This window comes from Clostridia bacterium, from assembly GCA_014360065.1.
GTDB lineage: Bacteria > Bacillota > DSM-521 > Neomoorellales > JACIYF01 > JACIYF01.
On record JACIYF010000020.1, the window covers coordinates 1 to 21,520 of the forward strand.

Consider the following 21,520-nt stretch of genomic DNA (forward strand, 5'->3'; position numbering starts at 1 on the left):
GGCAGCAATCGATCCACCGAATACCGGCTTATTCCCGGCAACGAAGGCACCGGTTCGATCTTATCCTGACCGTAGGTTACAAACAAAGGATAAATCAGATCACTTGGATTGAGTTCTGTTTCCCGCACCATCTGGCGCAAAACCGGGTTTTGCCGGAGCCGGCGCTGGCGCCGGTAGGGAAAACCAGGACTACTAAAGCTCACAGCCATCATCAGATCCCCTCCGCTCTTTCAGGCCAATCTCTTCGTCGGTAAGGTAGCAAGCCGGGTCCGACTCCCAGAAGTCCCCAGTAGCCGCCTCCGCCCGAGCACGAAAATTGCCGTTGCAGAGGAAAAGCCAACGGCACCGGCCACAGCGGCCCCGGAGACGGGGCTTACGGTCTCTCAAGCCGACCAACAGGGGGTGGTTTCCCGACCAGATCTCCCCAAACGGCTTTTGTTTGATGTTTCCTAGGGTATGGTTCATGGTAAACTGGTCGGGGTGTACATTCCCTTCCCAATCGATACAAGCAATAGCCATGCCGCTACGATTGCCACCGTTGCGGCAAAGCAAGGGCAATGCCCGCTCGGCCCGCTCGGGATAAGAAGCTTTTAGCTTGAGATAGAGGTAAACCGCGTCGGCATGATTATCTACCAACAGCACTTCCCGTTCCTGGCCGGATTGCTCGCCCTTGACCGCCCATTCCCAGATCAAGTCCACGGCCCTTCGGGTCTCGGCCGCGCTCAGATCCTGCTCTCGCAGGTGGCTACCCCGGCCCGAATACACCAAGTGATAAAAGCAGACCCGGGGAATGCCTTCCGCTTCCACCAGGGCAAAGATACCGGGCAAATCGGCATAGTTGTAGCGGGTCAGGGTAAATCGTAGCCCTACCCTCTGGCCTGCCTCCAGACAATGGCGGATGCCCTCCAGCGCCGCCGCAAATGCCCCCGGCGTTCCCCGGAAAAAGTCGTTAGTGGCTTCTAAGCCATCTAAGCTTACCCCGACATAGCCGATGCCAACTTCTTTAAATGCCTGGGCCATCTCCTCAGTGATCAAGGTACCATTGGTAGAAATGGTAACATGCAGGCCCCGGCCAACCGCATAACTGGCCAACTCCAGCAGGTCAGGCCGGGTAAGGGGTTCACCGCCAGAAAAAAGAATGACCGGTACCCGAAAGTCGGCTAGCTGATCGATGATGGCTCGGGCCTCAGCGGTATTAGGACCTGGCCAAGGCCGCATGGCTCCAGCCTCAGTCCCGGCATAGCAATGCCGGCAAGCTAAGTTGCAGCGCTGGGTTAGGTTCCATACTACTACCGGCCCCCAGCCGGGCCGGGTGCCTTGGGGATTATCTTGGGACTGGGCCTGGTAGCGGAGCCGATCGCCTAAGTCTGCTGCCCCGGCCCTCAATTCACCTTCCCCTCGCCATAATCGGTTAAGGTTCAACATGTTAAGTCAAACTCCCTTATATGCCCCAAAGCTAAGAGGGCTGCTGCAGGAATTGGAGCAAGGCGGAGACAAGGCCCTCCTCCGTATAAACTTGAGCTTGGAAATCGACCTTCAAACCCGCTGCCTTAAGGGCCGAAGCCGTGATCGGGCCAATGGCCCCCACGGCCACTTGGCCGTGTTCAAGCAGCTCAACTAAGGACGCCGGGCCATCCAAGCCCAGGGCCGCCGGTAGGTAATTCCATGCAGATGGGCTGGTAAAGGTAATAGCATGGACTCGCTTCTCTTGTAAAAGCTGCCGGGTTTGCCGCGCCAATTCCCGACGAATAGGGGTTAGCGCCGGCGCCGCTACCCGGTACAGAGGTACTTCCTCCACCCGGGCACCGGCTGCCCTAAGGTTCTCCGCCAGCACCGGCCGCCCCTCCTGGGCCCGGGCCAAGAAAACCTTCTTGCCCCTGACTCCAGCCGTAATTAACGCCTGGGCCAAGGCTTCGCTCCGGTATTCTGGCGCTACTAAATCCACGTTTAGCCCGTAATCCCTGAGCTTGGCGGCTGTGGCTGGCCCGATGGCCGCCAGCCTAATCCCTGCCAAGCGCCGGATATCCTGACCGTGGGCAGTTCGGCACCGACCGAGAAAAACTTCGACTCCATTGGCACTGGTAAAAACCAGCCAATCCTCCCCGGTTAGCTGCTCCCACAGCCGTTCAGCCGCCGGCAGGGGGTCGATTTCCACAGCCGGGAAGATCCAAGGTTCGGCTCCCAGCAAAGCCAGCCGGCGGGCCAGGCTCCAGGCTTGGTGTAAGGGGCGGGTAACCATGAGCCGGTACCCCCTAAGGGGCAAGCGGTGCCGCCAATTTAAGGCTGGCGCCAGCCGCACCACTTCACCCACCACTAATACGGCAGGATTGGCTATGCCCATGGCTTCTGCTTTTTCAGCTAGGTTGGCCAGGGTCCCCAGGGCCATTTTTTCCTCGCACCGGGTTCCCCATTGAATCAGCGCCGCCGCTACTTCTGGGCTCATGCCCGCTTGCTTGAGCCGCTCGGTAATAGCCACCAGGTTGTGCACGCCCATGAGAAACACCAGGGTCCGCGATCCGCGCGCCAATGCCTCCCAGTCGAGATCAGATGCTTTGGAGGGGTCCTCGTTGCCGGTAACTATGGTAACTGCTGAGGCCCAGTTCCGGTGGGTCACGGGAATACCGGCATAGGCAGGCACAGCCACCGCCGATGTAACTCCGGGTACGATTTCAAAAGCAATCCCGGCCGCCGCCAGCGCTTCTGCCTCCTCGCCGCCCCGGCCCAAAACCAAAGGGTCTCCGCCCTTAAGCCGGACCACCGTCTTTCCCGCTCGTGCTTCCTCCACCAGCAGGCGGTTAATCTCCTCTTGGGTGAGAGCGTGGCCGTGGGGCGACTTGCCAGCATAGACCAGCTCGGCCGTCGGATTGGCCCAGAGCAACGCTTGGGCATTGACCAGGCGGTCTAGGACAATAATTTGGGCTTCCTGCAGGCAAGCCCTAGCCTTAAGGGTCATAAGCCCCACATCGCCAGGACCAGCTCCCACCAAAAAGACTTTTCCCATGCCGTTCCCTTTCTCCTTCAAAACCAGTTCCTTCCACTCGAGCCACCCAGCACTCAACCGTCGGCCCACTACCACTGGTCAAGGCCTTTGCCATCTGGTCTGGTTGAACTCCACACCTGCGTCCTCGATTTGAGTGCTGGGCGGTACAGCGTCCCGGACTTGGCTGTCTGTTGCCTGGTGGTGCGGCTTAGCCGCATGAGGAGCGCCTTCAAAAACGGCAGGCGGCAAGAATCTGGCTTGCCCCCTGATCCAGCATTTGCTGGGCCAACTCCTTGCCCAAGGCTTCAGGCTGGGAAATTGAGCCTTCCCTTTGGGCTCGAAGAAGTTTCTGTCCCTCAGGATCAGCTACTACTGCCACTGCCTGAATCTGGTCGCCACGTACCTCGGCCAAGCATCCTACCGGAACCCGGCAGCCACCGCCTATCGCCTTTAAAAAGGCGCGCTCCGCCCTTACTGCGGCCGCGCTTGGAGGGTGGTTAAGCTTTGCTACCATTTCTTTCACAGCCGCGTTATCGCCACGAACCTCGATGCCCAAGGCGCCCTGCCCGGCCGCTGGCACCATCAGCCCCAGCGGCAGCACCTCAGTGATCCGGCCAGCCAAGCCCAAACGGAGTAACCCCGCCTTGGCTACTACGATGCCCTGCCAATCGTCAGCTTCCAGTTTGCGCAACCTAGTATCCAAATTGCCCCGCAGATTTTCCACCACCAAGTCCCGCCGCCAGTTAAGCAGCTGGGCCCGGCGCCGCAGGCTAGAAGTACCAATCCGCGCCCCCGCTGGTACTGCGGCTAGGCTCCGGCCAGCTCTGCTAATCCAGACGTCGCGAGGATCTTCCCGAACTGTAATGGCCCCTAAGACAAGACCATCGGGAAGCTGGCTGGGCAGGTCCTTGATGCTATGGACCGCCAAATGGATTTCTCCTGCCAGCAGGGCCTCTTCCAGCTCTTTTACAAATATGCCTTTCCCTTCGATGGAGCTGAGGGCCACGTCGCCCCAGCGATCGCCGGTGGTTTTAATCTCCCTAATGGAACAAGGGCACTCGGGGTAGAGTCGGGTCAGCTGCTCGCGCACCCAGGCTGCTTGCGCCCGGGCCAAGGCGCTCCCCCTGGTGCCGATTATCAACTCCGACCTTGAACCTACCGCCATCTATCGCTCTCCCATCTTGCCCTAGCATCCTCCCGGTTGGTTTCTTTCACTTGCTTATGCAGCTTGGATGCGCAGGGCATTTATGCTACTTCTTGCTTCGAACCCTTATCTCATCTTTCGCCTTCGCTGGCAAGTCTGGGTAGGAAGCTTCTAAGCCAAATAGATCCCGCAATACTCGAGCATACTGCTCAGCCGCAGTCAGATCTTGATCCCTCGATGCTTGCGCCTTGAGGTTTACCGTCGGCGCATGCAGCAACCGATGGATAATGGATGATCCCAAGGACTGAACGATCTTTCTCTCCCGTTCGCCCCCACCCAACCGCCGCAGGGCTCGCTCTACTTCCTCTTCTTTGATGCGTTCGGCCCGCTCCCGCAGCGCCCTTATAGTAGGCACCACCGTGCGGGAACGTAACCACTCCACTATTCGCTCTCCTTCTTGAGCGATCAGCTTTCGGGCCTCATCCGCCTGCTTTTCACGTTGAGCCAAATTCTCCTGCACTACTCCTTGCAGGTCGTCGATGGTATATACCTTAGTACCGGGAATATTGGCTACTTCCGGATCCACATCCCGAGGGACAGCAATATCGATGAAGAGTAAAGAGCGATAGGAGCGCTGCCGCATAACTTCAGCTACTTGGGTTGGGTGAATAACATAGTGGCTAGCCGCGGTGCTGGACAGCACCACATCTGCCCTAGTCATGTACTGGTACAAATCGGAGAAATGAACGGCTTCCCCAGCAAATTTGCGGGCCAGCTCCGCGGCTCGGTTATAGCACCGGTTTGAAACTAGAACCGTGCTCACCCCATGGTCAACTAGGTAGCCGGCCGCCAGCTCGCTCATCTTACCCGCCCCTACCAGTAGCACCGACCGGCCCCTTAGATCCCCTAAACAGGAGCGGGCTAGCTCCACCGCCGCATAACTAACCGAGACAGCCCGCCGGTTGATTCCGGTGACGGTGCGCACTTTCTTGCCCACCATCAGCGCCTGCTGAAACAGGATGTTGAGCCCGGGAGTTACTGTGCCCGCCTCCCGAGCAATATCGTAAGCTTGGCGTACCTGCCCCAGGATCTGTGGTTCGCCCTTGACCATGGAGTCGAGGCCGCAGGCCACTTCCAGGAGATGGTTTATAGCCGACCGCCCTTGGTAACAGTAAGTATGGCTGGGATCAATGGTACTCCCGCGGTTAAAGCGCTTGAGCCAGGCATGGAGCGTAGTTAGCACCGGGGCAGACTGTTCCACATAAAGTTCAAATCGATTGCACGTAGAAAGGATTACGGCGCCATCCACCCCCGGGGCAGCCACCAATTCTTTCAGCTTGGCCGGCAGTTCTTCGGCGGCAAGGTATAACCCTTCCCGCACCGCCAGCGGTGCCGTCCTATGGTTCAGGCCCAGACAGAGGAACTGCACTGCGAATCCGCTCCTCCACATTTTCCCATTGGCCCTGGCGAGCCCACGATAGAAGCTCCAAATCCAACAACTGCTCCCAGATCTTCTGCCGCTCTTGGCTGGTGGCCACTTTTGCCTTCAGCTGCTGGCGCAATTGGGTTAGGCGCAAAAGCAGCTTCCTTACCTCCGGCCCATATAGCTGTTCAAGTTCCTGCCGGATCAAACGTGCCAAGAATGGACTTTGGCCTCCGGTGCTGATACCAAAAACTAGGTCCCCACAGCGGACCACCGAAGGGACGATAAAGTTGCCTGCTTGCGGCTGGTCCACTATGTTAACTAGTATACCACGGCTCAGCGCCTCCCGGCTAACCCGTTGGTTAACTTCCTGGTTATCAGTGGCAGCAATGGCCAACAAGACTCCCTCCAGGTCATTTGAGGAATAAGGCTGGTAAGTAGCAGCAATCTTCCCTTGGTCGGCCAAACTGTTGAGCTCCGGCGCTAGCTCAGGGCCGGCAACTCGCACCCGAGCTCCGCAGGCTAGCAACCCTTGTACCTTCCGGTAGGCCACCTGCCCCCCACCCACTACCAAGCACAGTTGGCCGCTCAAGTTTAGCCATACGGGGTACCACGCTTCCGGCAAAGTCTTGCACCACCCGGTTCAAGGTTGATTACAGCTCAAGGGAAGCCTCGCTGGCCTTGGCCTCGGGGACGCCGGCCACCTGCCGGGCGATATCTTCAAGGGTCACCTGCTCCAACTCCCGCAAGAACGCCTCTTGAGCCCGAATCCAAATGGGATGAACCGGGCAGCCCTCCATCCGATCGCAACTTAAGGGTCCGATTAGGCACCGGTTCAAAGCTATAGTTCCTTCCACCGCCTCAATTATATGGCGGAGGGTAATCTCCTTGGCGGGGCGGGCAAGGCGAATGCCCCCCATGGCTCCCCGCAAGGTCTCCAGGATACCGGCTCGCACCAAGGCCTGAATGATCTTGTTGAGAAACGCCTTGGGTATACCCTGGCGCTGGGCTACCTGCTGGCTCGCCTGTAGCGTGCCTGGCCCTTCATATAAATCACGAATGGCTAAATCCAGCACCGCCCTGACGGCGTAATCCCCTTGACGTGTAAGCTGCAAAGCGCACTCCTCCGGAAATATATTTACTCTTCGCTGGCTGGCCCGCTGTTCCTCCGCTCCGTAAACCTGCGCAGAGCCACCTGGAGCCGCAGCTCAGGCTCCGGCACCCAGCACCTAACCCTAAACTTTCAGAAGCTTGTACTTATGTGGCACAAGGGCTACCTCAGCGAAAGTGGATAAAGTTGGTCCAACTTCTTATATTATATTACATACTAAAGCAATTTTCCCTCCTAATCTGCAAAACTTATTTTAACGTCCTGAAGCATTCTCTCAGTGATACCGAGAGCTGCCCAATTGGAAGGATAGCTGTGCTGGTGATAGCAAGATGAAGGTCCGAAGCCGACCACTGAGATGGGCTGTCGAATTGGCCGCCCAGCGCTCAACTCATTGACTCGGGTTCGGGGTCCACGGCAAGCCATTTACGGGGTTGTAGTCTTAGGTTGGTTGTGTGCTGGGCGCCGAGGGATGAAAGGGGAGCCATACGGATTGCTGGCGAGCCAATCCGGAGCGGGCGCCAGCGCCCCGTAGGGGAAACGCTTCGGAAGCACCTTTAGCAGGGCGGGGGTTACCCCAAATGAACACCGGCGACAACCCCCGCTTTATCCCCTTTGCTTCTCGAACTAATTACGATCTGCCCTTCCCTCGGGCGCGAAACGGAACTGTGATTAGAAAGCCGAGAATGCTGGCTTTGAACGCCTTCTTGGCTACCGCCCACAATTCCTCAGCAGGCATGTATACCTCACTATCCCACATGCCCAAGGTGGCAATCATAACCAAGTTATTTCCGCGCCGTTCCAACCCCTTGATGTCCAGGGTCATATCCCCGGCAGGAGATTTAACCAGGGCCATACCATCTCCCCCTTAGCCTCGGTGCCAGACCTCAAAGTGGCGATAATGCTCGTCCCAGACGCTCCCTTCTTTGCTGTACTTTTCATAGAACTTGACGTCCACATGAGAGATCTGAACGATATTGGGCGCAATGAACGAGTCGGCTAGGGCGGGAAGCCGGCCATAAGTATCCCAGATGTAGTGCACCGCTGCCTTGGCAATCTCCACTGCTTCGGGGGATTGCTTTATGGCCGTTTGCAGGTACTTGTCTACGTCCTTAAAGGGGCGGTACACCTCCCGGGGCTCAGGATCAAAACCGGGGTACTTGACTTTGGCGCCGTCAGGGACATCCGGGCTATAACGGCCGTACCCAGGCTGGTAGCGGACATTCCAAAGGTCCTCGACGGCAGCATCCAGGTCCATATAAGGTGGCAGGTGCCCGTGCACGTGGCCATCGATGCCTACCGGGTAAGGAACCCCGCGCTTATCCAGGTTGAAGCGGAAGCCCAGGCCTCGCATTACCGGCGTGGCGCCCATGACGATTATGGACTGGTATCCCCCCAGGGGATAGCCTCCTAGGCCCATGGCGGCTTGGGCCAGCTGGAGGTTCTGGATCATGAAAGCGGCGCTGGAATAGATCACCGGCGGGACCACGGTTTCAATCATAGTTAGCGGCGCCTTGACTCCATTTAAATACCCGCTTTTTACCCATTTCTCAATCCCGGCCGGGCGACCCTCGCCTTTGATATCATCGATGAAAATGTAGCGTTCGGCATCAGACAGGTAGAAAATCAAATTGATGTATTCGGTGGTGAGGTCGGCCACCGGGATGAACATTACCGTGCCCGGTTTAAAGATAAAGGGAGCAGTCAGCTTCCAGGCTGCCGGCGATTGTTCCGGAATGCGGATTGGCTGGTTAGAAATCTGCCTTACCCCGTCCTTAAAAGCTTGGAAGATCTTCCAGAGATCTTCTTCCCCTTGGATCTCCACCGGTTGGGCAGGTACATGGGGTACGTAGCGATAGATGCCGTCATCGGTACAGAAGATCAAGTGCACATACCAGACGTTGCAAGCGCTGGGATAGACCCGGCCCTCAAACCAGGGGTGGATGGTTGCACCCTGAATGTAGCTCAGGTCGTTGCGAATGATGCCGTTGGTTCCAGCCGCTGCCCAGCAGAGAATAGCTATCTCCTCATCGCTAATAGGAACTAGATCCCGTGGTTCGTATTCGAAGAAGGCATCCTGGGGCAACTTGATTCCCATAGGATACTTAAAGGATCGCCGGTGGGCTAAGCACCAAAATAAACCTTTACGCCAAAGTTCCTTGATCTCCGGTCGGGCTGCAATCTCCTTGGGATCCCAAGCACTTATCCGCTCTAGCAGACCCATATAGCTTAGCCTCCTTCAGTTTAGACTCTTGAGCACCTAAGCAGTTTTCGCCCAACTCTTAGGCTACTCTTTGGTTACTTCCACCGTTCCTTTCTCGCCATCCACTCGCACATAGTCACCGGTAGCAATGGCCTCGAAGGGATCAGCATCCAGATCGCTGATCAAAGGCAAACCGCAGGCAATACAGCTTTGCACGGCTAGGTCGTCGATCTCGCTGTTGATCATGGCGGCAGGAACGTTGCCTAACAACCCCGCCAAACTGACCACAGTGCTCCCCGCAGTGGACCCTTTACTGGAGATGAACACCAGGACCTTACCCTTGACGCTCTGCCCATGCAGGGGGTGGCCAATCTCCACGATCTGGCCGGTGAAGGGGTTGAAGCCACCCCAGAAGGAAATCCGTTCCCTGCAGACCAGAGCCTCTCCCTCAGCCACTCCCTTTACTCTCCCCTTCCCCTGCAACTTAATGATGGTTGGCACTAAGGTAACCTCCCTTCTAAGGCCGCTTCTAGGCAGCTACGCCAATCGGCGATATAGACCTCATTGCCCAGCATGGCTCGCGAATAATGGGCCATCTTGAAGGAATTGGTAACCATGCGAGTGCCACCACTAAAGAGCCCAGCCAAGGGGCAAGAATCCGACAATACCTTTCCGCCAGCACCTTCGATAGCGTCGACGTAGCCTAGGCGACAGGCTACCTCTTTCAAGGCAAAAGGCGTCCAGATCCAGACCTTGACCCCTGAGGGCAGGCGTTTTCCCCTGAGCAAGCGGGCCGCCCGCTCGACTTCATATAGGGTGGCATGGGGACAGCCCAATACCGCGTGATCGATATCCTTGCCGCTAACTTGGCGCATTCGGTCGATGGTTTCTTGAAGCTCCTGAGATCCAAAAGTATATTGTGCCAGAGGCTCATGGTTACCCAAAGCCGCTTCCAAGTCGGGAGCTTCCGGGGTAACTCCAACTATGTGAAACATAGACATGCCCCCGCTAGTGGCTAAGGCCGCGCAAAGCTGCTTCACTTGTTCCAAGGTCGGAGACGGCAACCCGGTAAAAACGGGTACTTTCAGGCCGGCCCGATCGCCGGTAAAATAGCCCAGGGCTCCCCAGTGCATCTCGTCCACCAACGGCACCGTTACTTCCACCAGAATCTGAGCTTTACGGCACCCATCCAGCAGCATCCCATATTCCGGCACCCATCCAGTCACCGCTGCAGCTATGGCACTAATCCCATTGCGGTTGGTACGTGCTCCCAGCATAGAGTTGGCATAAAGCACAGCTGAGGATTCAGTCCAGGCCAGGACCTCCCCTTGCGAAGGAACGTTGCCCACCAAGTAAGGAGTGCAGGTCCAAGTGACCTCAAACCCGGACTGGCTGCCTTCATGGAGAAGCTTCCTCTCCACCGTGGCCGCCTCTTCGGGTATGCCCAAGTAGTCAATTTGTTCCAGGTCTACGGTGCCAGACTGAACCGTGGTCTTAACTGCCACCCGGGTCCCGGCCACCATGTCCATCTGCAAGGCCTGCTTGGCAGCTGCGTCCTCCGGCAGCATGCTCAACAGTTTACCTCCTCCGGTAAGAATGGCATGGGCGTTAGAGATGGGTACCAGCCGTTTGGCTTCCATAGCCTGACCCAGCTGCACCAGTTGATGCATCATCATTGCCTTGACCGGCCCCTGGTTTCCTTGGAGAATCGCCAACTGCTCCGGCGAAAGCTCCATTTCCCTTCCCCCTTTCCAGCCTTGCTTAGCTCCCCGCATCCTACTCCAATTCAACTAGGCCCAATTAAGCTCCGCCCATCTTCTCCGGCACTTTTGCTAGCTTCTGCTCCGGCACTCACCCCCTTATCTTCCCAAGCGCTAGCTCATACGTCACCGCTTCGCCACCTAGGCGTTCCTCAGCTCTGGCCAGCTGCCTGGTCAATGCACCAAAGGCCTTCAGCTGTGCTATCCAGCCAATTCATCATTGCCCTTCTGCTTTAAGCGGAGAGCAAAAAAGATGCCAGCGATAAACACGGTTGGAAATCATGAAGATTGGCCGGCAAGAGAAGCATGATCAAGAATTGCAAGTAGCCTAAAGGCAACAGCAAAGTGTAGTTCAAAAGCGACAGTGTCGCTCTAAAGCCACACGGAACTAGAGGTGGTAACGTTTGATTTTGCGGTAGAGGACAGAACGGTGCACTCCTAAGAGCGCGGCTGCCCGGGATTTATTGCCGCCCGCCATCTCCAGGGCCTGCCCGATGGCCTGGCGCTCTGCCTCCTTCCGCGACCTGCGTAAATCTAAGGTAGTAGACTCAAGCCAGGCCCCCGGCTTAGGGCTGCTGCCAGGACTACCAAGGTTACCCTTTGCCGGTTCGGCACTGCCCGGTCCTGGGAGCATATCCGCCGGTGGTTTCAACCTAGGAGCAAGGGCAATGAGGTCCTGACAGGTTATCTCGCCCGTGCTAACCACGTTGAGCACTCGCTGTAGGATATTCTCCATTTCCCGGACGTTTCCGGGCCAGGAATAGGCTCTGAGTAAATCCAGGGCCTCCGGGCTAATGGCTTGGACATTGACCCCCATCTCTTGATTGAGTCGGGCTAGGATAGCTTCTGCCAACAAAGGGATGTCTTCAGGCCGTTGGCGCAAAGGAGGTATTTCGATGGTCACTACTGCCAGGCGGTAGTAGAGGTCGGGCCGAAATCGCTTTTCCTTCACCAACCGAGATAGGTCGTCGTTGCTAGCAGCAATAACGCGCACATCCACTGGTTTGGGGTGAAGGCCCCCCACCCTGTCAATCTCCATATCCTGGAGCGCCCGCAGCAACTTGGCCTGCAGCGGCAGGGGCAGCTCCTCCACTTCGTCCAGGAACAATGTTCCCTGGTGGGCCAGCTCAAACTTACCGGGCTTTCCTCCCTTTCTGGCCCCGGTAAAAGCACCCTCTTCATAACCGAAGAGCTCGGCTTCCATCAGCTCAGCCGGAATGGCGGCACAGTTGACCCGGATGAAGGGCCCGTACCGGCGCGGGCTCTCCTGGTGAATGGCGTGGGCAAATAGCTCCTTTCCAGTGCCAGTCTCGCCCAGCAGCAGCACTGTGGAATTATTTCGCGCTGCCAGCTTGGCCATGGTCACCGCTTGCCGCAAGCAGTCCGACCGGCCAACAATGTGATTGAAGCTATACTTGGCTCCACGAATGCGCCGCAGCTCCTCCCGGTAATAGCCTAATTCCGCATCTAGGCGACGCAACCGGCGGGCAAAATCTCGGGCTTGATCCAACCCCCGGAAAACACTAAAGGCAGCTGCTCCGATCACCTTGCCATCTTTGTAGATCGGTATTCGGCTCACCACCACCGTTTGCCCCTTGACTTCCCAAATATCCGCAATCTCGGGCTGACCGGTGCGAATGACCACATCCATACGGGTATTGGGGATAACTTTATCCACCGGCAAGCCTACGCAAGCCCGCGGGTCCACCCCCAGGAAATCAGCATAGCGCGGCGTAATCAGTACTACCCGGGCCTGGGCATCTACGATCAGGGCACCATCCAGCTGGTCGAGTACTAACTCTACCAATTCACGCGAAGGTAAAGTTGATTTCATAGCTTGGGCCTTAAGGGCTCGCTTGAACCGCTTAGGAGAAACCTGCCCTCCGTCCACAGGTAATCTCCCCTTTCAGCCATAAATCCCTCAGGCCATCGGTTGACCCAACCACTATGTAGGCCACGGTTACGGCTCAATCTGATTAGGTTAAGTATATCGTCCGAATCAGGCTTAAGAGGGTTGCCTAAGATGATTTCGTGAAATGTTTCGCAAACTCCTGCATTAATTTTCATCCCCCAGCCACAGGTGGAATCAAGGTGACTTCATCATCGGGATTAAGCGGCGTAGCCATCCCTTGCAAGAACTGGATATTGCGGCCGTTTACTAAGACGGTAATATCCGGCTGGAAAGAACCGTCCCTCCTTCCCCCATATATTTCGACCTTTGTAAGGACTGACCTTATTGAAACCAACCTTAAGAACTAGGCCGCATCAAGAGCCTCCGTTTTTCAGCCCAAAAAGGGCGCCTTCTCTCACGGGATCGTCAAAGTCCCTAAAAAAATAACCACTTCCCTCAGCTAAAAGATTTAGCCGACCGACCAAAAAGGACTACTCATTTTTTGTTACGCCGGAAACTTACCACAAAAAAGCAAACCGAAGAGGAGCTGCTCAAAAGCCGACCAAAGGAAAAGATTTAACCATAAGGGGAAGCAAAGGTGAAGATATTCATTTCAAGCATCAATCAGCGCCGCGGCGTATCCTTTATTCCAGGCCAACTCCCTTAAGCCCGCGGCAATATTCTGCACTCCTTTCAAACGGAGCAGGCTGATCGCCAGGTTGCGCAAGGAGGCAAAAACCCGGGGACCAGACCCGGTACGGATTTGGGAGCGATCTTCGTCAAAAGTGACGTCCCTTACCCAGTGCAGGGAGTTTTCGATGCTCCAGTGCCCGCGGGCCAGCTCCAAAAGACGCTTGTTGTCCGCCTTTTCTAAAGATAAGCTGGTGACCCAAAAGCAGATTTCGGCGCGGGGGTTTTCCCCGTTAAGACCGCTAAAGACCCTTTTAATCCGGATGACCTGCCGGACGTAAGGGAAGTTCAGGTAGTCGTTGAGCACGGTGGAAGTTTGGATGGTGCGCTTCTCAACCCGTCCGTGGCCTTTGTCCACCGTTGTGTACGGAGGGGGAAAAATCCTCCTCGGCCAGGTCTTTGATTGCCTGGTAAAGATTCCTTTGGTTCTGCTTTACCGGGAAGAGGTAGTCGGCTTTCTTGGTCTCCACCACAAAGCGTGCGTTTTCCGCCTGAGTGTGGAGGGCATCGGCGGTAACCACCTTTCCTTCGAGAGGAAGGGGCTCCAAAAGGGGGCGAAAGGCAGCGATTTCGTTGGTCTTCTGATCTACCTCCCGCTGGCCGATAACGATTTTCTCTTTCTGCAAAAAGGCGGCCACCAGGTAAACGGGCTTTTTATCGGCCCCCTTCGAACCCCGCAGGGTCTTACCGTCAACGGCAACTGCCTGGCCGTTTCGGCCTTGGGAAAACAGCCAGATGCCGACCGCCTGGTCCACCTCCTGGGCGTCCACGGACTGGAGCATCCGGCGCAAAGTCGGTTCGCTGGGAGGGACGTATCTTTTCAACCGCGGGCTGTACCGGCAGCCCAGGCGCCTTAAAATATCCTGGGGAAGGCCGGCCGCCCACTCCCCAATGGCGACAAAACTTTTCGCCCCGGACAGGAGGGCACATACGGCCACCGCCAGGATGGATGCCTGGGGATGGCGGATCCCCCGCTTTTTGCGGGGGTCGGAAACGGTGGCCAAGTGTTCTAAAAGCCCGGGAAGACAAGCCGTGTTCAGATCGACCAACGCCTTTTCCCCTCCGTTTAGTTCTGGCGGCAAGAACGGGGCGGACAAAATCTGCCGGGCCTTTTTGTGCAGGGGAAGGACAAAGATTGTTTTCGTCTGCCCGTGGTAGTAGTACACCCTGGCGTTTTTGCCGTAGCCGCTCGTCTTCCCCAGGGGGAGCCACCCGGCGGCCCGGTAGCAGGTCCCGGCGAACCGGTGGTGATCGACGAAGGTTTCCGCCACCAGAACCGGGTGGCCGTGAATCTCCCGCCAGTCTCTTGAAAGCCGTCCTGTGTTTTCGGCCAGGACCTTCGAGGCCAGGTTGGGTACGGAACAGCCGGGGAGGACTAGAAAGCGCTGGTTGTTGACGATAAACTTCAGCCTTTTTTCCTTCTGCTCTTCGGACCAGCCGATCCAGGCGTCCCGGTGGCGGCTTTTAAAAGCGGCGCATCCCCACCCCAAAAGGGCCACCCACTTCCCCTCCGGGGTTTGGGCCACGTATTTCAAGGATTCGCCCACCAAAGCGCGAAACCCCAGGTAATGGTGAGTGGCCATTAATTCGTCCCAGGTGTTTTCTTCCCCGGTCGTGATCGGTCTTACCACCAGAGAGTCAAGGTTAATCTTCATGAGATGATTATAGATCGCAAAGAGGAAGAAAACCAGATAAATTTTCCCTCATTCATGGGGCGGGTGGTATTTTTGACTTTGACGGAGCCCTGGAAAGAGCCGGAAAGGCTTTGACGGAATGGTGCTTGGGCTCTATAATATAAGTGTGTCCGCCCGTCGGGATGTAGCGCAGCTTGGCAGCGCGCTTGGTTCGGGACCAAGAGGTCGGGGGTTCAAATCCCCCCATCCCGACCCCATAATTGTACTTTCTCATATGGCCTACCATCAGGTTCTAGGCTGATGTAAAGGGCTGGAGGCCGCCATCCATAGCGTCTCCAGCCCGGTAAGTCTTGCTTTTTGCTCCCAATCGAGAACTCTTCGGGACTTTATTCCTTGAAGTAGCGGTCCAAGAGCCCTTGCAGGGCGCGGGCATGGCGGCCCTCGTCCCGGGAGGACTCATCGAAGAAATCGTGGGCAGGATCCAGGCCGATTTCCTTGGCCTTGACGGCAGCCTCGCGCTTACCTTTGTTAGCTTTGATCTCGCCTTCTAGCATCCTTTCGATATTTTCCTTGGTGCTAGCTGAAATCAGGCCGTTAAGCTCGGCAAAGTGAGCGGCGTGCCAAGCTTCATCCCAGGCAATGCTTTCCAGCACCTGAGCTATCTCCGGGTAACCTTCCCGCTGGGCCTGCCTGGCCATGGCCAAATACAGCCCTACCTCAGAGGTTTCGCCTTTAAAGTTACCCTCTACTGCTCCTTCAACTTCAGTACCCTTAGCTACTGCCAACTTATTCTCGTTAACCAGCTCCATTATGTAGCCCCTCCTTATTGAGAATCATTATTAATTGCATTCTCTATTATATTAGCATCTTCTGGGAAGTCAATACCCATTCCTAAAAATTTTTGGAGAAGGAAATGGATAAATGGGAGCGAACTTTTTCCAACGGGGGCTGGGAGAGAGGGGGACCAGTTCGTCCTAGCCGTGTCCGGGTTGTTGATCCGCAAGCCACGTTTAGGACACCGGCTAAGGTCCTAAGCTTAGTAGCGAAAAGGGGAGAGACGATGGCGAGACCTTTCGTCCACCTACATGTTCACACCGAATACAGCCTTTTGGATGGTGCCTGCCGCTTGCCGGACTTGGTCAAAGCGGCCGAGGAGCTCGAGATGCCGGCCCTGGCCATCACTGACCACGGGGTGATGTACGGGGTGATCGATTTTTATAAGCGGGCTAAGCAGGCCGGCATCAAGCCCATCATTGGCTGCGAGGTTTATGTGGCCACCCGGACCCGGTTTGATCGGGAGCCGGGCAAGGATGATAACCAATACCACCTGGTGTTATTGGCGGAAAACCAGGAGGGTTACCGCAACTTAGTCAAGATGGTTTCCCAGGCTTTTATCGAGGGCTTTTACTATAAGCCCAGGGTAGACCTAGAGCTTTTGTCCCAGCACCACCAGGGGCTGATTGCCTTAAGTGCTTGCCTAGCGGGGGAAATCCCCCACCTATTGCTGGCTGGGCAAAAGGAGCAAGCCCGATCCCAAGCGGCTAAGTACCGGGATATATTTGGGCCTGAGCACTTCTTTTTAGAAATTCAAGATCACGGCATGGAGGAGCAGAAGCGGATCAACCCCATGATCCGCGAGATTGCCAGAGATCTGGGCCTTAGCACGGTAATCACCAATGATGCCCATTACATCCGCAAGGAAAACGCTTCCGTCCACGATATTCTGCTCTGCATCCAGACCGGCAAGGTGCTATCCGATACTAATCGCCTGCGCTTCCCTACCGATGAGTTCTATCTCAAGCCGGCTGAGGAAATGTATGCCCTGGTGCCTGATTACCCGGAGGAAGCCCAGCGCACGGTGGAGATAGCCGAGCGCTGCCACCTGGAGTTTGAATTTGGCAAGCTCCACCTCCCCATTTATCAAGTTCCAGAAGGCTACAGCCTGGATACTTACCTGGAGAAGCTCTGTTGGGAAGGGCTTAGGGAGCGCTATGGGGATCCGCCCCCGGCTAAGGCCCGCGAGCGGCTAGAATACGAGCTCAGCATCATTAAGCAGATGGGCTTTTCCGGCTACTTCCTTATCGTCTGGGACATGGTCCACTTCGCTCGCCGGGCCGGTATTCAGGTGGGGCCGGGCCGGGGTTCAGCGGCCGGGAGCTTGGTGGCCTATACCTTAGGCATCACCAACATCGATCCCTTGGCCAATGGATTGCTGTTCGAGAGATTCTTAAACCCCGAGCGGGTGACCATGCCCGACATCGACACCGACTTCTGTTTTGAAAGGCGCGGGGAAGTTATCGATTACCTGGTGCAGAAATACGGTGAGGACCATGTAGCCCAAATTATCACCTTTGGGACCATGGCAGCCCGGGCGGCGGTGCGGGATGTGGGGCGGGTGATGAATATACCCTACGGGGAAGTTGATCGCATCGCCAAGTTAATACCTGCCGATATCGGCATGAGCCTGGACCGGGCTTTGGAGATTAGCCCCGAGCTCAAACAGGCTTATGAAGAAGACTATACGGTCAAGCAGATCATTGATAACGCCCGTTCCCTGGAAGGCATGCCCCGACACGCTTCCACCCACGCGGCTGGGGTGGTAATATCCAAGGAACCCCTCACCCATTATTTGCCCTTGCAGAAGACCAACGATAGCGGCATCACCACCCAGTTTCCCATGACCACGGTGGAGGAGCTAGGCCTTCTAAAAATGGACGTGCTAGGCTTAAGGACCCTCACCGTCATCCGCGATGCTTTAGACCTCATTCGCGCCAACGGCAAAGAGCCGCCCGACATGCTCAAGCTGCCCTTAGATGATAAAAAAACTTACGAACTCCTTACCAAGGCGGAGACCACCGGGGTGTTCCAGCTAGAATCTTCGGGCATGAAGGGGATACTCAAGAACCTCAAGCCGGAGCGGTTCGACGACTTGGTGGCCCTGGTAGCTTTGTATCGGCCCGGACCTTTAGGTAGCGGCATGGTGGAGGATTTTATCAACCGCAAGCATGGGGTAACCAAAGTGGAATACCTGCACCCGGCCCTGGCCCCCATCCTGCAAGATACCTATGGAGTCATCCTCTACCAAGAACAGGTAATGCGCATCGCCAGCGAGCTAGCTGGGTTCACCTTGGGCCAAGCCGACCTCCTGCGCCGGGCTATGGGGAAGAAGAAGCCAGAGATCATTGCTGCCCAAAGGGAAAACTTTATAAAAGGGGCGGAGAGCCGGGGAGTAAAGGGCCAGGTTGCCGGAGAAATCTTTGATCTGATGGCCTACTTTGCCGGCTATGGATTCAACAAGAGCCACTCGGCGGCATACGCCTTCATTGCTTACCAGACTGCGTACCTCAAGGCCCATTACCCGGTGGAGTTTATGGCTTCGTTGCTCACCAGCGTTATGGATACCCAGGATCGGGTGCCGGTTTACATCGAAGAATGCCGTCGGATGGGGATCGAGGTCCTTCCCCCCGACGTAAACGAAAGTATGACCAACTTTAGCGTCCACGGCGATATAATCCGTTTCGGGCTGGCGGCGGTGAAGAACGTGGGCCGGGCGGCCATTAGCGATATCATCGAGGCCCGGGAAAGTGGAGGGAAGTTTACTTCTCTAGTTGATTTTTGTTCCCGGGTAGATACCAGATTAGTGAACCACCGGGTCTTGGAGAGCCTGATACGTTGTGGGGCTTTTAATTCCTTGGGGCTAGCCCGATCCCAGCTTCTGGCCATGATTGACGCCAGCATGGAGGCGGCTAATCGCATCAAGGAGGAGAAGGCCAACGGCCAGATGTCTTTGTTTGACCTAGGGGGAGGCCAGGAGGCTGCTAGCCAGTTTGAGGAAGTACCGGTGCCTGATGTTCCCGAGTTTCCGGCCTCTCAGCTTTTGGAGATGGAAAAGGAGACGGTGGGCTTTTACATCAGCGGGCATCCGGCGGCGGAGTACCGAGATATACTTTCTGCCAATACCTCCTGTGCCTTGGCCGAGGTGGAACACCACCAGGATGGTGCCATGCTGACCGTAGGGGGAGTGGTAGGTGCCCTCCGCAAGGCAGTAACCAAAAAAGGCGAGATGATGGCCTATGTGACTCTGGAGGACACCACTGGGGCCCTGGAGGTGCTGGTATTTCCCAAGCTCTATCCCAGATTCATGGAAATTATAGAAAAAGAAAAGGCCATACTGGTAAATGGCCGGCTTAGCTTGCAGGAGGACCGGGCGCGGGTGATAGCGGAAGAGGTATCGCCACTAGGTCAGGCCAAAGGTGTAAAGAGGCTTTGTTTAACTTTCCAGCCCACGCAGGACATGAAGCTCTGTTTGGCTTCCGTAAAGGCGGCTTTGGAAAGCTATCCCGGCCAAACCAGCGTTTACATGGTGGTAGGCCGGGGCAACCGGGCCTTGTTGGTGGATAGCCGCTACTGGGTCAATCCCCAGGCTGACCTGATCCAGAGATTGGAGGCGATTTTGGGGGCGGGCCAAGTCCAGCTGTTGAATGAGGTGAAGGTGGGGGCGTAGAACGCGCCGAGGGCACTGAGGCATGGATATAGGTTTCCGGAAGCCTAAGTAACTGGTGGGCAAGCAGGATAATAGGCCAGTGAGTGGAACTAGCTAACTATTACCCACTGACCGAGGAGGTCTAAAATGACAGTTGCCGTATACCCGGGCACCTTTGATCCCATTACCAATGGCCACTTGGACATTATCTGCCGCGGCGCCAAGCTGTTCGAGCGAGTGGTTATCGGCGTGGCGGTGGATAACTATAAGCTCAACCTGTTCAGCCTGGAAGAGAGGATAGATCTGGTTAAGCGGGTTACCCTACATCTGGATAATGTGGAAGTAGAGGGCTTCTCTGGACTGCTGGTAGACTTCGTCCGCCGCAAGGGAGCTACTGCCGTGATCCGGGGGTTGAGGGCTGTTTCTGATTTTGAATACGAGTTTCAGCTATCTATGATGAACAAAAAGCTGGCGCCGGAGGTGGAAACCGTCTTTTTGATGACCACGAACGAATACTCATTTTTGAGCTCAAGCATCATCAAGCAGGTGGCAGCCTTGGGTGGTTGCATTGAAGGATTGGTTCCCAAGGAAGTAGAAAAGGCGCTGAAAGCAAAAAAAGTAGTCCCACGAGCAGGGGGTGGGGTTAATGGAGGAGATGAACAACCGCTGGGGAGCCTTTAGCGATTTTATCATCATTAAGGCCTTGGAAAACGGGGTAACCATCTTTGGCATGACCAGAGGGCCGGAAACCCGATTTCACCATTCCGAGAAGCTGGATCGGGGAGAGGTAATGATTGCCCAGTTCACCGAGCACACTTCTGCCATCAAGATTAGAGGGCGGGCGCAGATAATGACCAAGCACGGCACCCTGGAATCAGGAACTTAAGTATGTAGGCAGTATGGCTAATCTAAGGGGGCCAGCAGGATGTGGACGGTGGTCTATATCGCTGCCAATACAAAAATAGCAGAGAATCTAAAGGAGATTCTTACTCGAGAAGGTCTAATGGTAAAGTTGCGGCCAGTGGGAGGGCTGGCCCTGCCCCAAGCATCGGTAGAAATCTTGGTGCCAGAATCCGAGGCCGAGGAGGCCAATGAGATCATCAACGCCGCCATGGGCGGGCAGCGGTTACCCTAGGGCGGGGCTCGGCCTTGACCATGGCCGGAGAGGCTTAAGGGGTGAGGGGCGGGCCTTGAAGGAGTGGAGCGGACTTTGCAGACCATAGGAGTCTTGACCAGCGGCGGCGATGCGCCGGGGATGAACGCCGCCATCCGAGCGGTGGTACGCACCGCCATTTATAGTGGCCTCAAGGTGATCGGTATCTCCCGCGGCTTTGCCGGCCTGATCTGCGGTGAGTTCTGTGAGATGGACGCCGGTTCAGTGAGCGATATCATTCACCGGGGCGGGACTATCCTGCTGACGGCTCGGTCGGAGGAATTTATGACCCCCGAGGGCCAGGAAAAGGCAGTGGAGCAGCTGCGGCAGGCGGGAATCGAGGGCTTAGTGGTCATCGGCGGGGACGGTTCCTTCCGCGGGGCGCTTAAGCTGGCCGAGCACGGGATCAAGGTGGTGGGGGTACCTGGCACCATCGATAATGACATTCCCGGCACCGACTACACCATCGGCTTTGATACCTGTATCAATACGGTAGTAGAGGCCATCAACAAAATTCGCGATACTGCTACTTCCCACGAGCGGGTCTTCATTGTTGAGGTCATGGGCCGACATTCGGGGCTGATCGCTTTGACCGCGGGCATCGCTGGCGGCGCAGAATCCATCCTCATACCGGAAGTGGAGTTTGACCTGGAGGCGGTGGCCGACAAGATCGAGCGCGGCCGCTTGCGGGGAAAGCTGCACAGCATCATTGTGGTGGCCGAAGGGGTGGGCAGTGCCATCGATATCGGCAAAGCCATTGAAGCTAGGCTCCACTTGGAGACCCGGGTTACCATCCTCGGCCACATCCAGCGCGGGGGTACACCCTCGGCATTTGACCGACTTTTGGGCAGCCTCCTGGGCGCCAGGGCGGTAGAGCTTTTGGTGGAGGGAAAGGGTAACCGCATGGTTGGCATCCAGGGCGGGCAAGTGGTGGACCACGATTTGGTTTCGGTTCTTACAGGGCGAAGGGGTATCAGCATGGAAGAATACGAATTGGCCGGCATCCTCTCCATTTAGGATGGGGCCGGGCATAGGCTAGCGGGGTGAGATT

The 21,520-nt window shown here is 56.3% G+C and carries 21 protein-coding genes and 1 tRNA gene; 6 read left to right on the forward strand and 16 right to left on the reverse strand.

Annotated elements, in window-relative coordinates; translation table 11 throughout:
- From H5U02_05015 to H5U02_05085, 15 genes are all read right to left on the reverse strand, one after another.
- A partial coding sequence (locus tag H5U02_05015) for a porphobilinogen synthase (protein ID MBC7341795.1) occupies positions 1 to 209 on the reverse strand: 209 nt, incomplete at its 3' end.
- Positions 193 to 1,425, reverse strand: a complete 1,233-nt coding sequence (locus H5U02_05020; GenBank protein ID MBC7341796.1) for a radical SAM protein — start codon at positions 1,423 to 1,425, stop codon at positions 193 to 195. The genes H5U02_05020 and H5U02_05015, both read right to left, overlap by 17 nt.
- Positions 1,426 to 1,456: 31 nt before the next feature.
- A complete protein-coding gene (gene cobA / locus H5U02_05025) occupies positions 1,457 to 3,001 on the reverse strand; it encodes a uroporphyrinogen-III C-methyltransferase (GenBank protein MBC7341797.1) in 1,545 nt (514 codons plus the stop codon).
- A 208-nt stretch (positions 3,002 to 3,209) separates the two neighbouring features.
- Complete coding sequence (hemC, locus tag H5U02_05030) at positions 3,210 to 4,145, reverse strand: hydroxymethylbilane synthase (protein ID MBC7341798.1); 936 nt, start codon at positions 4,143 to 4,145, stop codon at positions 3,210 to 3,212.
- A gap of 85 nt (positions 4,146 to 4,230) precedes the next feature.
- Positions 4,231 to 5,553: a glutamyl-tRNA reductase gene (locus H5U02_05035; GenBank protein ID MBC7341799.1), complete on the reverse strand. Its 1,323-nt coding sequence runs from the start codon at positions 5,551 to 5,553 to the stop codon at positions 4,231 to 4,233.
- A complete protein-coding gene (locus H5U02_05040) occupies positions 5,522 to 6,172 on the reverse strand; it encodes a bifunctional precorrin-2 dehydrogenase/sirohydrochlorin ferrochelatase (GenBank protein MBC7341800.1) in 651 nt (216 codons plus the stop codon). The genes H5U02_05035 and H5U02_05040 overlap by 32 nt, the downstream gene beginning before the upstream one ends.
- 28 nt (positions 6,173 to 6,200) lie before the next feature.
- Positions 6,201 to 6,662, reverse strand: a complete 462-nt coding sequence (locus tag H5U02_05045; GenBank protein ID MBC7341801.1) for an Rrf2 family transcriptional regulator — start codon at positions 6,660 to 6,662, stop codon at positions 6,201 to 6,203.
- Positions 6,663 to 7,286: 624 nt separating this feature from the next.
- A complete protein-coding gene (locus H5U02_05050) occupies positions 7,287 to 7,511 on the reverse strand; it encodes a hypothetical protein (GenBank protein ID MBC7341802.1) in 225 nt (74 codons plus the stop codon).
- Positions 7,512 to 7,523: 12 nt separating this feature from the next.
- Positions 7,524 to 8,879 (reverse strand): hypothetical protein, encoded by a 1,356-nt coding sequence (locus H5U02_05055; GenBank protein ID MBC7341803.1) that lies wholly within the window; start codon positions 8,877 to 8,879, stop codon positions 7,524 to 7,526.
- 63 nt (positions 8,880 to 8,942) lie between these two features.
- Positions 8,943 to 9,359 carry a DUF126 domain-containing protein gene (locus H5U02_05060; protein MBC7341804.1) on the reverse strand — a complete coding sequence of 139 codons (417 nt, stop codon included), beginning with the start codon at positions 9,357 to 9,359 and terminating at the stop codon, positions 8,943 to 8,945.
- Positions 9,359 to 10,594, reverse strand: coding sequence for an aconitase X catalytic domain-containing protein (locus tag H5U02_05065; GenBank protein ID MBC7341805.1), 1,236 nt, complete (start codon positions 10,592 to 10,594; stop codon positions 9,359 to 9,361). The genes H5U02_05060 and H5U02_05065 overlap by 1 nt, the downstream gene beginning before the upstream one ends.
- A 412-nt stretch (positions 10,595 to 11,006) precedes the next feature.
- Positions 11,007 to 12,509: a sigma 54-interacting transcriptional regulator gene (locus H5U02_05070; protein ID MBC7341806.1), complete on the reverse strand. Its 1,503-nt coding sequence runs from the start codon at positions 12,507 to 12,509 to the stop codon at positions 11,007 to 11,009.
- Between the two features lie 172 nt (positions 12,510 to 12,681).
- Positions 12,682 to 12,864, reverse strand: a complete 183-nt coding sequence (locus H5U02_05075) for a MoaD/ThiS family protein (GenBank protein ID MBC7341807.1) — start codon at positions 12,862 to 12,864, stop codon at positions 12,682 to 12,684.
- Between the two features lie 258 nt (positions 12,865 to 13,122).
- Positions 13,123 to 13,557 carry an ISAs1 family transposase gene (locus tag H5U02_05080; protein MBC7341808.1) on the reverse strand — a complete coding sequence of 145 codons (435 nt, stop codon included), beginning with the start codon at positions 13,555 to 13,557 and terminating at the stop codon, positions 13,123 to 13,125.
- Positions 13,532 to 14,782 (reverse strand): ISAs1 family transposase, encoded by a 1,251-nt coding sequence (locus tag H5U02_05085; GenBank protein ID MBC7341809.1) that lies wholly within the window; start codon positions 14,780 to 14,782, stop codon positions 13,532 to 13,534. The genes H5U02_05080 and H5U02_05085 overlap by 26 nt, the downstream gene beginning before the upstream one ends.
- A 229-nt stretch (positions 14,783 to 15,011) precedes the next feature.
- Between H5U02_05085 and H5U02_05090 the strand changes: the two genes are divergently transcribed.
- Positions 15,012 to 15,085 (forward strand) — tRNA-Pro (locus tag H5U02_05090).
- A 134-nt stretch (positions 15,086 to 15,219) separates the two neighbouring features.
- On the opposite strand, the gene H5U02_05095 is transcribed toward H5U02_05090, so the two are convergent.
- Positions 15,220 to 15,642, reverse strand: coding sequence for a rubrerythrin family protein (locus tag H5U02_05095; protein MBC7341810.1), 423 nt, complete (start codon positions 15,640 to 15,642; stop codon positions 15,220 to 15,222).
- Positions 15,643 to 15,893: 251 nt separating this feature from the next.
- Here H5U02_05095 and H5U02_05100 point away from each other — a divergent pair, with 251 nt between their 5' ends.
- From H5U02_05100 to pfkA, 5 genes are all read left to right on the forward strand, one after another.
- Positions 15,894 to 19,337, forward strand: coding sequence for a DNA polymerase III subunit alpha (locus H5U02_05100; GenBank protein MBC7341811.1), 3,444 nt, complete (start codon positions 15,894 to 15,896; stop codon positions 19,335 to 19,337).
- A gap of 126 nt (positions 19,338 to 19,463) precedes the next feature.
- Complete coding sequence (gene coaD, locus H5U02_05105) at positions 19,464 to 19,997, forward strand: pantetheine-phosphate adenylyltransferase (GenBank protein MBC7341812.1); 534 nt, start codon at positions 19,464 to 19,466, stop codon at positions 19,995 to 19,997.
- Positions 19,972 to 20,202, forward strand: a complete 231-nt coding sequence (gene mtrB / locus H5U02_05110) for a trp RNA-binding attenuation protein MtrB (GenBank protein ID MBC7341813.1) — start codon at positions 19,972 to 19,974, stop codon at positions 20,200 to 20,202. Before coaD ends, mtrB begins: the two co-directional genes overlap by 26 nt.
- Positions 20,203 to 20,241: 39 nt before the next feature.
- On the forward strand, positions 20,242 to 20,451 hold the full coding sequence (locus H5U02_05115; protein MBC7341814.1) for a glutamate decarboxylase: 210 nt from the start codon (positions 20,242 to 20,244) through the stop codon (positions 20,449 to 20,451).
- Positions 20,452 to 20,526: 75 nt separating this feature from the next.
- The gene (gene pfkA, locus H5U02_05120; GenBank protein ID MBC7341815.1) at positions 20,527 to 21,486 is read left to right on the forward strand and encodes a 6-phosphofructokinase; all 960 of its coding nucleotides are present in this window, start codon (positions 20,527 to 20,529) and stop codon (positions 21,484 to 21,486) included.
- Positions 21,487 to 21,520: the final 34 nt, after the last annotated feature.

Coding starts and splice junctions, on each gene's coding strand:
- H5U02_05050 (MBC7341802.1), bottom strand. CDS start 7,511: ATGGCCCTGGTTAAATCTCCTGCCGGGGATATGACCCTGGACATCAAG.
- H5U02_05085 (MBC7341809.1), bottom strand. CDS start 14,782: ATGGCCACTCACCATTACCTGGGGTTTCGCGCTTTGGTGGGCGAATCC.
- H5U02_05115 (MBC7341814.1), top strand. CDS start 20,242: ATGTGGACGGTGGTCTATATCGCTGCCAATACAAAAATAGCAGAGAAT.
- H5U02_05020 (MBC7341796.1), bottom strand. CDS start 1,425: ATGTTGAACCTTAACCGATTATGGCGAGGGGAAGGTGAATTGAGGGCC.
- H5U02_05100 (MBC7341811.1), top strand. CDS start 15,894: ATGGCGAGACCTTTCGTCCACCTACATGTTCACACCGAATACAGCCTT.
- H5U02_05095 (MBC7341810.1), bottom strand. CDS start 15,642: ATGGAGCTGGTTAACGAGAATAAGTTGGCAGTAGCTAAGGGTACTGAA.
- H5U02_05065 (MBC7341805.1), bottom strand. CDS start 10,594: ATGGAGCTTTCGCCGGAGCAGTTGGCGATTCTCCAAGGAAACCAGGGG.
- mtrB (MBC7341813.1), top strand. CDS start 19,972: ATGAACAACCGCTGGGGAGCCTTTAGCGATTTTATCATCATTAAGGCC.
- cobA (MBC7341797.1), bottom strand. CDS start 3,001: ATGGGAAAAGTCTTTTTGGTGGGAGCTGGTCCTGGCGATGTGGGGCTT.
- H5U02_05055 (MBC7341803.1), bottom strand. CDS start 8,879: ATGGGTCTGCTAGAGCGGATAAGTGCTTGGGATCCCAAGGAGATTGCA.
- coaD (MBC7341812.1), top strand. CDS start 19,464: ATGACAGTTGCCGTATACCCGGGCACCTTTGATCCCATTACCAATGGC.
- hemC (MBC7341798.1), bottom strand. CDS start 4,145: ATGGCGGTAGGTTCAAGGTCGGAGTTGATAATCGGCACCAGGGGGAGC.